This window comes from Halorubrum sp. SP9, from assembly GCF_005435015.1.
GTDB lineage: Archaea > Halobacteriota > Halobacteria > Halobacteriales > Haloferacaceae > Halorubrum > Halorubrum sodomense.
The window spans coordinates 1-219 of sequence record NZ_SGXU01000768.1; the positions used below are offsets into that span (position 1 = coordinate 1).

Here is a 219-nt window from a genome sequence, read left to right on the forward strand (position 1 = left end):
CGACACCGACCGATTAGATCCGGTTCTCGCGTCCAGGGTCGACGTCGATGGCGTCGACCGGACACACGTCCACACAAAGCATACAGTCGATACACTGGTCCTCGTCGGCGGGGTTCGCCTTCCGCTCGGACTCGGGGTGGCCGGGCGTGTCGACCCACTCGAACACGTCGACCGGGCAGTCCTCTAAGCACGCGCCGTCCGCGAGACAGATGTCGAAGT

1 protein-coding gene is annotated in these 219 nt (G+C 64.4%); it reads right to left on the reverse strand.

Annotated features, from left to right (window positions below; translation table 11 throughout):
* Positions 1-13: 13 nt before the first annotated feature.
* The coding region (locus EXE45_RS19265) for a ferredoxin family protein (RefSeq protein ID WP_137695221.1) at positions 14-219 on the reverse strand (206 nt) is incomplete at its 5' end.